The sequence below is a fragment of the Roseomonas sp. TS2 genome (assembly GCF_058833935.1).
On sequence record NZ_JCACVY010000166.1, the window covers coordinates 1 to 9,711 of the forward strand.

Annotated in this window: 7 protein-coding genes; 4 read left to right on the forward strand and 3 right to left on the reverse strand. The window is 68.4% G+C overall.

Annotated elements, in window-relative coordinates; all coding sequences use genetic code 11:
* A partial coding sequence (locus tag ACZJYS_RS19525) for a DNA recombination protein RmuC (protein WP_493180015.1) occupies positions 1 to 1,139 on the reverse strand: 1,139 nt, incomplete at its 3' end.
* 89 nt (positions 1,140 to 1,228) lie between these two features.
* Here ACZJYS_RS19525 and ACZJYS_RS19530 point away from each other — a divergent pair.
* The gene (locus tag ACZJYS_RS19530; RefSeq protein ID WP_109515861.1) at positions 1,229 to 1,807 is read left to right on the forward strand and encodes a helix-turn-helix domain-containing protein; all 579 of its coding nucleotides are present in this window, start codon (positions 1,229 to 1,231) and stop codon (positions 1,805 to 1,807) included.
* 11 nt (positions 1,808 to 1,818) lie between these two features.
* Positions 1,819 to 2,328, forward strand: coding sequence for a GNAT family N-acetyltransferase (locus ACZJYS_RS19535; protein ID WP_493180016.1), 510 nt, complete (start codon positions 1,819 to 1,821; stop codon positions 2,326 to 2,328).
* Positions 2,329 to 2,365: 37 nt separating this feature from the next.
* Here the strand turns inward: ACZJYS_RS19535 and purH are convergent, their stop codons facing one another.
* Positions 2,366 to 3,943 (reverse strand): bifunctional phosphoribosylaminoimidazolecarboxamide formyltransferase/IMP cyclohydrolase, encoded by a 1,578-nt coding sequence (gene purH, locus ACZJYS_RS19540; RefSeq protein WP_493180017.1) that lies wholly within the window; start codon positions 3,941 to 3,943, stop codon positions 2,366 to 2,368.
* 403 nt (positions 3,944 to 4,346) lie between these two features.
* Between purH and ACZJYS_RS19545 the strand changes: the two genes are divergently transcribed.
* Together ACZJYS_RS19545 and ACZJYS_RS19550 are read left to right on the forward strand one after the other, a co-directional pair.
* Positions 4,347 to 4,553 carry a hypothetical protein gene (locus tag ACZJYS_RS19545; RefSeq protein ID WP_493180018.1) on the forward strand — a complete coding sequence of 69 codons (207 nt, stop codon included), beginning with the start codon at positions 4,347 to 4,349 and terminating at the stop codon, positions 4,551 to 4,553.
* A 627-nt stretch (positions 4,554 to 5,180) separates the two neighbouring features.
* On the forward strand, positions 5,181 to 7,670 hold the full coding sequence (locus ACZJYS_RS19550; protein ID WP_493180019.1) for a beta strand repeat-containing protein: 2,490 nt from the start codon (positions 5,181 to 5,183) through the stop codon (positions 7,668 to 7,670).
* Positions 7,671 to 7,833: 163 nt separating this feature from the next.
* Here the strand turns inward: ACZJYS_RS19550 and polA are convergent.
* Positions 7,834 to 9,711 (reverse strand): DNA polymerase I (gene polA, locus ACZJYS_RS19555; RefSeq protein WP_493180020.1); only part of this gene is annotated, 1,878 nt, incomplete at its 5' end.

Below are 9,711 nucleotides of genomic sequence, written 5' to 3' on the forward strand. Positions count from 1 at the left end.
GCGCGGGCGATCTTCTCCGTGCTGATGTCGATCTGCCGGATATCGTCCTGCGCCTGGTTGAAGTGTCCCTTCAGCTTCATGACCCTTTCGTTCAGCCGCGCCACGTCGCTGGCCAGCTTGCCCACCTCCTCACGGATGCGCCCCGCCTGGGCGCGCATGCGGATGTCCTGCATCAGCGCCCGCATCGCCGAGAGCATGGCCCAGAGCGTGGTGGGGGAGGCGACATAGACGCGCCGCCGCTGCGCCTCGTCCACCAGCGCGCCGAAGCCGGTGTGCAGCTCGGCGAACACCGCCTCGGAAGGGACGAAGAGGATGGCGGCCTCCGCCGTCTCGCCGGGGATGAGGTATTTGCGGGCGATGTCCTCGACATGCCGGCGCATGTCGGCGCTGAACTGCCGGGCGGCGACGCTGCGGGCGGCGGCGTCCTCCGCGTCGCGCAGCCCCTGCCAGGCCTCCAGCGGGAACTTGCTGTCCACCACCACCGGGCCGGGCGGGTAGGGCAGGTGGATCAGGCAGTCGCAGCGCGTGCCGTTCGAGAGGGTGTGCTGCCAGGAGAAGCTCTCCTGCGGCAGCCGGTCCTCGATGAGCTGGCGCAGCTGCATCTCGCCGAAGGCGCCGCGCGACTGCTTGTTGCCGAGGATGCCGGCCAGCGCGTTCACCTGCGCGCCCAGGGCTTCCATGTTCTGCCGCGCCGCGTCGATCACGGCCAGCCGCTCCTGGATCTGCCCCGCCGTCTCCTGTGCCTGGCGCGCCGAATCGGTGAGGTTGCGCAGGAAGCGCTCGTTCTGCTGGGCGAGCGCCGCGTCCAGCCGCTCGTTCTGCGCCGCCATGGCCTGCCGCAGCCCGGCGGTGGCGGTGGCCATGCGCTCGTTCTGCGCCAGCAGGCTGGCATCCAGCCGGCGGCTGGTCTCGTGCAGGCGCTCGGCCAGCTGCCGGTCCTGCTGCGCCAGGCGGTCTGTGGTGAGGGCGGCGAGGCGCTCCTGCGTGGCGGCCAGCGATTCCAGCTTGCCGGCCAGCAGGGCGAAGCCTTCCAGGCCGGTGGCGGCGGGCGGGGCGGGGCGCCGCAGCAGCATCATGCCCAGCAGCCCCAGCGTGATCAGGACGGACAACAGGGCGACGGGTACCAGCCAGTCGGACATCGCGCTCTCCAATGGTGCGGGCATCCTACAGGCAGGGCCGGGAAACGGAGAGGCTTGACGGTGATCTCCAAGTAGAGAAAAATTCTCTCATGAGAGAAGATTCGCCGCCCGACCCGCTGGAAGCGCGCCTGGCCGCCTGCCTCGCCCGGCTGCGCGCCGAGCAGGGCTGGGGGCTGGAGACGCTGGCCGAGCGCACCGGCATCAGCCGCGCCACCCTCTCCCGGCTGGAGCGGGGCGAGGCCAGCGCCACGGCGGGCATGCTGGGCCGGCTCTGCGCCGCCTATGGCCGCCCGCTCTCCTGGCTGATGCGGACGGTGGAGGAAGCCCCCGCCGCGCTGGTGCCGCCCGCTGCGCAGACGCTGTGGACCGACCCGGAGACGGGCTTCCGCCGCCGCTCCGTCTCGCCCCCCGCCGAGGGGTTGCGCGGCGAGCTGCTGGAGGGGGTGCTGCCGCCCGGCGCGCGCATCGACTATGCCCGCTCGCCCCTGCCGGGGCTGGAGCACCACCTCTGGCTGCTGGAGGGGCGGCTGGTGCTGACGGTCGAGGGCGTGGCGCATGCGCTGACGCCGGGCGATTGCCTGCGCTACCGGCTGCACGGCGCCAGCGCCTTCGCCTGCCCCGCCAGCGGCCCCGCCGCCCGCTACCTCCTGGCCATCATCCAGCCCTGAAAGCCCCGCGCATGATCGAGGAACTGACCGCCGACACCCTGCCCGCCGCGCTGCCCGAGCTCGCCGCGCTGCTGGAGGCCTGCGTGGCGGATGGCGCCAGCATCGGCTTCCTGCACCCGATGCCGGCGGGCGAGGCGGCTGCCTGGTGGCGCGGGCTGGAGGGCAGCCTGCGCGACGGCTCTCGCCGCGTGCTGGTGGTGCGGCGGGAGGGCCGCATCGCCGGCACCGGCGCGCTGGCGCTGGCCGGGCTGCCGAACGGGCGGCACCGGGCCGAGGTCTCGAAGCTGATGGTGCACCCGGCGATGCGGCGGCAGGGCATCGCGCGGGCGCTGATGCTGGCGCTGGAGGATGTGGCGCGTGCGGAAGAGCGCCCGCTGCTGGTGCTGGACACCAAGGCGGGGGATGCGGGGGAGCCCTTGTACCGCGCCCTGGGCTGGCGGGAGGCCGGGTCGATCCCGGGCTATGCCCTGCGCAGCGGGGGCGGTGCGGATGCGACGGTGTTCTACTACAAGACGCTGTGAGAAGTTCTTTTTCTTCAGAAAAAGAAGGTTCCTTTCCTCAGTGCCGGAAGTGGCGCATTCCGGTGAACACCATCGCCAGCCCCGCCTCGTCGGCCGCCGCGATCACCTCATTGTCGCGGATCGACCCGCCCGGCTGGATGACCGCCGTGGCGCCGGCGGCGGCCGCCGCCTGCAACCCGTCCGCGAAGGGGAAGAAGGCGTCGGAGGCGACGACCGAGCCATGCGCCAGCGGCGCCTCCAGCCCGGCGGCCTTGGCGGCCTCGGCCGACTTCCAGGCGGCGATGCGGGCGGAATCCACCCGGCTCATCTGCCCGGCGCCGATACCCACGGTGGAGCCGCCCTTGGCATAGACGATGGCGTTGGACTTGACGTGCTTGGCGACGCGGAAGGCGAAGATCAAATCCGCCATCTCCTGCGCCGTGGGGGCGCGCTTCGTCACCACCTTCAGCGCCGACTCGGCGATGCGCCCGGCATCGCGCGACTGCGCCAGGAAGCCACCCGAGACGGAGCGGATGACGCGGCCGGGCGAGGCCGGGTCGGGCAGGCCGCCGGTCAGCAGCAGGCGCAGGTTCTTCTTGCGGGCGAAGATGGCGCGGGCGGCTTCATCGGCGTCCGGTGCCACCACCACCTCGGTGAAGATGGCCGAGATGCGCTCGGCCGCGGCGGCGTCCAGCGGGCGGTTGGCGGCGACGATGCCGCCGAAGGCCGAGACCGGGTCGCAGCGCAGCGCCAGGTCCCAGGCCCGGGCCAGGCTCTCGCCTTCCGACACGCCGCAGGGGTTGGCGTGCTTGACGATGACGATGGCGGGCTTCTCGAACTCGGCGACGCATTCGAAGGCGGCGTCGGTGTCGTTCAGATTGTTGAAGGACAGCTCCTTGCCCTGCACCTGCGTCGCGGTGGCGATGCCGGGGCGGTTGGAGCCGTCCGTGTAGAAGGCGGCCTGCTGGTGCGGGTTCTCGCCGTAGCGCAGCGTCTGGCGCAGCACGCCGGCCATGGCGAGGCGGGGCGGGAAGTCCTGCTCCAGCTTCTCGGCGAACCAGGTGGAGATGGCGGTGTCATAGGCCGCCGTGCGGGCGAAGGCCGCCGCCGCGAGGCGCTTGCGGGTGGCAAGGCTGGTGCCGCCCTGCGCCTCCATCTCGGCCTGCACCTCCGCCATCTGCTCCGGCGCGGTGATGACGGCGACATCCTCGTGGTTCTTGGCCGCCGCGCGGGTCAGGGCCGGGCCGCCGATGTCGATTTCCTCCACCGTCTCCTCGTGGGAGGCGCCCTTCGCCACCGTGGCCTCGAAGGGGTAGAGGTTGGAGACCAGCAGGTCGATCGGCGCGATGCGGTGCTCATCCATCTGCGCCACGTGCTTCGGGTCCGCGCGGCGGCCGAGCAGGCCGCCATGGATCTGCGGCACCAGCGTCTTGACGCGGCCGTCCAGGATCTCGGGGAAGCCGGTGTGGTCGGAGACGTCCACCACGGCCACGCCGTTCTCGCGCAGCAGGCGGGCGGTGCCGCCGGTGGAGAGGATCTCCACGCCGCGCCCGGCGAGGAAGCGGGCGAAGTCGAGCAGCCCGGTCTTGTCATGCACCGAAATCAGGGCGCGGCGGATGGTCACGATGTCGGCCATGTGCGGTCCAACCTTCCTGCAGTCTCGTCGCGCGGGGCTTAGACCGTTGCGCCGCGCCGCTCAACCGAAGGCTGCGCAGGGCTGACCCATCCTTTGCGGGCGAAGCCGGTGGTCATCCTGGCCTCGCCTTCTGCCGGAAATCGCACGCCTGGCCTGGCCCGGGAGAGGGAGCTGATGAAGGAGGCGGGCCGCTAACGCGGGAAGTGCCTGCCCGTTCAGGGCGCCGGAAAGCGTGGCGGCCGAATCGCCGGCCGAGGCGAAGCGCCGGGCGAATGGCATGTGGCGAATCGGCACGAAGCCGCAGACTGCATGAAGCCTGGGCCGATTTCACAGGAGGGGCAAGGCCGGCCTGGCTCTGCAGCAGGAGCGGCAGGCTGTGCTGCGACCCTTCCTGACATGAGAGATGCGGCGCAATGCCCTCGCCGCCGGCAAGTCGGAAGCATTTTTTCCTGATCTCAAGCCAACTATTAAAATCGGTTGTTGTACGAAACAAAAATTTGGCTGTTCGCCGGATCAACAAGACGCGTCGGGTTTTGCGTGGCTAGAAATTTCAATCGGAAAGCAATTTTCGCGCCAAAAAATCAAACGACAGGAGATATCGCAGGAATAATATTAGCGAGAACTTAAAAGCAGATCAGGATTTTATTTATAATCATGTAATTAATATCCTCTTCTGAATTCGGAACAAATTTGAGTCTAGGAATTAGAAACTATAACGATAGAATTTAAGAGAATTTTTACTGTATTTTTTGTTTGAACTTGAGCTGTGGCCGACATAGGGTAGGCACCAACTCCTGGTCGATAAAAAATTATCGAGTCAGGAGAAGACGGAAAATCTCTGTATCTATAATTGTTACTTGAATATTGTTTGTATATTTTCGACGTGTGCATGTCGAACATGCCGCGCATGCGGTTTCTTTTGCCGGAAGCGGTGGAGAGTTTCCTCGCCCAGCTCAAGTCGGTGCTTCAAGCCTATCCTTGCGTGATTAAGCGGATCGCAGAAAGACAGAATTGATCTTCGAGGCCGTACAATAAAATTGCGTCATTGCGACAACAAGGTGCGGGCGAACGCCTGAGCCGAGTAAACCTGCGGCTCGGTTCAGGTATTCGTCGGGCCAATTCGGGTTCTGGTCCAACCGGTTCCCGTAAGAACGGCGTATCAGAGGGTGTTTTATCAGGAGAATTGGATGTCTCCAGGTAAAGCGTCCGATTCTTGGTCCTTCCAGGAGATAGAACAATGTCTGAGGCGTTTGCTGCGGATTATTTCGACGAACAGTACTACCTGCGCACCAATCCGGACGTCCTCCTTGCCATCACGTCCGGCCATTTCAACAGCGCCTACGAGCACTTCCAGCAGTTCGGCCAGTTCGAGATGCGCGCCCCGAACGTCATGTTCGACGCGGCCTCATACCTGCTGAACAACCCGGACGTGCTGGCGGCCGTGAGCCAGGGCCTGATCCCGAGCGCCTGGCATCACTTCGTGAATTTCGGCGTGAAAGAGGGGCGCAGCGGCGGCTCCTTCGAGGGCCAGTTCAGCGAAGAGGCCTACCTGGCCGCCAACCCTGATGTCGCCGCCGCCGTCGAGAACGGGGACTTCGCCAGCGGCTACGCGCACTACCTGCTGTTCGGCGCCAATGAAGGCCGCCCCGCCTTCAACACCGATGGCAGCACCGTGACGCCGGGCGAGACCTTCTATCTCACCGCGGGCAAGGACACCTTCACCGGCACCTCCGGCGAGGATACGTTCGTTGCCGAGGGCTACAGCCCGACCGACAGCAGCCAGCAGACCCAGATCAATGCCCTCGACTCGATCGATGGCGGCGCTGGCACGGACACGCTGAACATCGCGGTCGCCGGCACTGCCAATTCGCGCCTGGCCGGCACCGTCTCGAATGTCGAGATCATCAACATCGACAATACGGAGGCCGCCGCCGCCGCCGCCCATTCCGGCGGTTCCGTCGATGCCTCGAAGTTCAGGGGCGCGACCCAGATCTGGCAGATCGGCGACGCCGCCACCGTGATCAACCTGGCCGAGACCACCACGGCCGGCTTCCGTGACCAGGACGACGACGTCACTGTCATCGCCGCCGACGACGCCACCTCGGTCATGCTGGCGGTCGACAATGTCGATGCGGGCAGCTTCGACTTCGACGAAGTCTCCGGCGAGTCCCTCGCCTCCGTCACTCTCAGGGGGACCGTCAGCGAGGATTCCAGCGACACGCCCAATCTCGACATCATCGCGGGCACCGATGTCGAGGCTGTCACCATCGACACCGAGATCGATGTCTCCCTGGATGTGAACGAGGCCGGTGCCTCGACCAGGAGCGTGAATACGGTCGACGCCTCCGCCTCGACCGGCGCGATCGAGTTCTCTGCCGACTCCGCCACCACCTCGGTGCTGACCGGCAGCGGCGATGATGAGCTGTCCCTCAACACCGCCACGGCCCGCGGCGGCGCCGCCGCCTCGCTGAATTCCGGCGCCGGCGACGACACCATCCGGGTCTCCACCACCGGCACCGGCACGACCACCGTGAACGCCGGCGAAGGCAGCGACAGCGTCAGCATCTCCGGCCGCGGCACGGGCGTGCTGACGGTCAACCTCGGCGCGGGCGACGACAGCTTCGAAAGCAGCGTCGCCATCAACGGCAGCGATGTCATCGATGCCGGCGCCGGCACCGACACGCTGCTGCTGAGCCTGGTCGGCTCCGCCAACATCGGCGCGTTCCGCGGCTTCGACGTGTTCGACGTGAAGGACCTGGGCAAGACCCTCGATGTCGGCATCCTGGCGCAGAACAACAGCGTCACTGACTTCGTGGGCAGCGGCAGCTCCAACGCCGGTGTCCTGCAGAACATCGGCAGCGGCATCGGCTTCCGCGCCACGGGCGACATGGGCACGGGCGACACCCTGAGCCTGACCCAGGCGACCGCCGGCAGCCTGACCGTGACGCTGGACGCCGACGAGACCGGCACCGCCGACACGACCATCGATACCGCCGGGATGGCGATCAACGCGACCAACGCGAGGACGCTGAGCGCGGTGCTCGACGCCGACTACCTGGCCGGGATCGACGGCGAGACGACATCGGGCGACAACGTCTCCACCATCGCGCTGACGGGCGTGGCGACCAGCCTCTCCATCATGTCCGGTGGCGACAACGCCTCGAACGTCGTCACCTACACCGACAGCGCGACCACCGATGTGCTGGCCTCCGTCTCCGTCACCGGCGACCGCGCCCTGGACCTGAGTGGCGTGACCAGCACCGCCCTGGCCTCGGTCGATGCCTCCGGCCTGTCCGGCGCCCTGACCTTCAGCCTGGCTCAGCTGAAGGATGGCGGCTCGCTGGCCCTGGGCGGCGGCAATGATCTCATCACCGTCACCAACGCCTCCACCACCGGCGCCTTCGAGTCGATCTCCGGCCTGGGCGCGAATGACCAGCTGGTGCTCGCCGCCGCCTCCGTGGCGGCCGACGTGGACAGCACCGGCACCTACGCCCTCGCCGATGGCGTGCTGGCCTTCGAGGGGACGGGTCCGTCCACCTTCGACGAGGCCCTGGGCATCGTGGATGGCGCCCTGGCCCTGAACGCCGCCGCCGTGTTCGAGTATCTGAGCGACAGCTACCTGTTCGTCCAGGGCACGACGGATACGCTGGTGAAGCTGACCGGCCTGACCAGTGTGGACAGCCTCACCGAGAGCACCACCAGCGCCGACCACTTCATGATCGCCTGATCAGCGTGGTCACGCCCCGCCTTCGGGCGGGGCAGCCTGGAATGACAGAAAACCCCGCCACGTCGCCGTGGCGGGGTTTTCTCATCTCTGCTCGGCGTTGCGTCCGGAAGCCCGCTCCTGCCGGCGGCCTCTCTCCGGGAATGCCGCCGGGCGGCGGCCTGCCTCAGTGCGCCTCGCCCCAGTTGGCGCCATGGCCGATCTCGGCCTTCAGCGGCACGCGCAGCTCGGCCACGCCTTCCATCACCCGCCGCACGCAATCGGCGGTGGCCTCCACCTCCGCCTCCGGCACCTCGAAGAGCAGCTCGTCATGCACCTGCAGCAGCATCCGCGCCGAGAGGCCCGCCGCCTTCAGGGCGGCGGGCATCCGCACCATGGCGCGCTTGATGATCTCGGCCGCCCCCCCCTGGAAGGGGGCGTTGATGGCGGCGCGCTCGGCATTGCCGCGGCGGGCCTGCTCCTTGGCCTGGATGCCGTCGATCCACAGCTTGCGGCCGAAGGGGGTGGTGACGTAGCCGGTCTCCCGCGCCTCGGATTTCAGCCGCTCCATCTCCTCCAGGATGCCGGGATACTGGGAGAAATAGGCGTCGATGATGCCGCGCGCCTCGCCCGGCCCGATGCCGAGCCGCGCCGCCAGCCCGAAGGCGGACATGCCGTAGATGATGCCGAAATTGATGGTCTTGGCGCGGCGCCGCGCCTCGCGGTCCACCTTGTCCGGCTCCAGCCGGAAGATGTCGGCCGCCGTCCGGCTGTGGATGTCCTCGCCCTTCTCGAAGGCGTCGCGCAGGCTCGGCACGTCGGCCAGGTGCGCCAGCAGCCGCAGCTCGATCTGCGAGTAGTCGGCCGCCAGCAGCACATGCCCCGGCTCGGCGACGAAGGCGCGGCGGATGCGCGCCCCCTCCTCGGTGCGGATGGGGATGTTCTGCAGGTTCGGCTCGGTGGAGGAAAGCCGGCCCGTGGAGGTGATGGCCATGGAGAAATCGGTGTGGACGCGCCCGTCGCGCGGGTCGATCTGCGCGGCGAGGCCCTCGACATAGGTCGATTTCAGCTTGGCCAGCTGGCGCCAGTGCAGCACCTGCCGCGGCAGCTCGTGGCCACGCGCCGCGAGGTCCTCCAGCACGGCGGCATCGGTGCCCCAGGCGCCGGCCTTGCCGCGCTTGCCGCCCGGCAGCTTCTGCTCGTCGAACAGGATTTCCCCGAGCTGCTTCGGCGAGCCGACGTTGAAGGGCTTGCCGGCGAGTTCATGGATCTGCTGCTCCAGCGCCACCATGCGCTGCGAGAAATCCTCGCCGATGCGGGCCAGCTCGGCGCCGTCTACCTTGATGCCGGCCAGTTCCATGTCGCGCAGCACGGGCACCATGCGGCGCTCCACCTGCTCGTAGAGCGCCAGCGCCCCGGCGGCGCGCAGGCGGGGCCGCAGCGCCTGCCACAGCCGCAGCGTCACGTCCGCATCCTCGGCGGCGTAGGCGGTGGCCTTGTCCAGCGGCACCTGGGAGAAGGGCACGCGGGCGCGCCCCGTGCCCGTCACCTCGTCATAGGGGATGGGGCGGTGGCCGAGATGGCGCAGCGAGAGCTCGTCCATGCCGTGGCCGTGGCGGCCGGCATCCATGCTGTAGGAGATCAGCATGGTGTCATCGAGCGGGGCGACGGTGGCGCCGCCATTCTCGGCGCGGCCCAGCACCTCCAGATCGTACTTGGCGTTGTGCAGCACCTTGAGGACGGAGGCGTCCTCCAGCAGCGGGCGCAGCGCGGCGATGGCCTGGTCCTGCGTCATCTGCGGCGGCGGCTTCGGCGCCTCCTCCAGCAGGTCGCCCGTGCCGGCGGCGGGGCCGTGGCGGAGCGGGATGTAGCAGGCGCGGCCGGGCGCCACGGCCAGCGAGAGGCCCACGAGGTTGGCGTGCAGCGCGTCCAGGCTGTCCGTCTCGGTGTCCAGCGCCAGCACGCCGGCCTCGCGCGCGGCGGCGATCCAGGGCTCCAGCGCGGCCGGGTCGGTCACCGTCTCATAGGGGCCGAAGGGCGCGGCGTCGGCGGCGGGGGTGGCCTC